This window comes from Micromonospora sp. DT227, assembly GCF_049841835.1.
In the GTDB taxonomy this organism is placed as follows: Bacteria; Actinomycetota; Actinomycetes; order Mycobacteriales; family Micromonosporaceae; genus Micromonospora.
Genome location: NZ_JBNCLA010000086.1, coordinates 1 through 277, shown reverse-complemented (window position 1 = coordinate 277; position 277 = coordinate 1). Strand labels below are relative to the sequence as shown.

The following is a 277-nucleotide window of genomic DNA, read 5'->3' as shown; positions in this document are numbered from 1 at the left end:
CACGCCGTATCCACCGACACCGCCGGACCCTCCAAACCCAGCGCGTACGCCACCCGCCCCGACATCACACTCGCCGCATTCCCCGTCAGCAGATGCCCCTCACTACCGGTCTGCGCACCACCAACCACCGAGACGTAGTCCTGACCGGTGGTACCCACATACACACCGGTGTCCGAGCCGCGCAGCCCCGACGGGTCGACCCCCGCCCGCTCCAACGCCTCCCAGGAAACCTCCAACAACAACCGCTGCTGCGGATCCATCGCCACAGCCTCCCGCG

The 277-nt window shown here is 68.2% G+C and carries 1 protein-coding gene; it reads right to left on the bottom strand.

The annotated features are described in order from the left end of the window. On the bottom strand, window positions 1-277 hold a 277-nt coding region (locus tag ACLQ2W_RS34005), incomplete at both ends, for a beta-ketoacyl synthase N-terminal-like domain-containing protein (protein WP_425792010.1).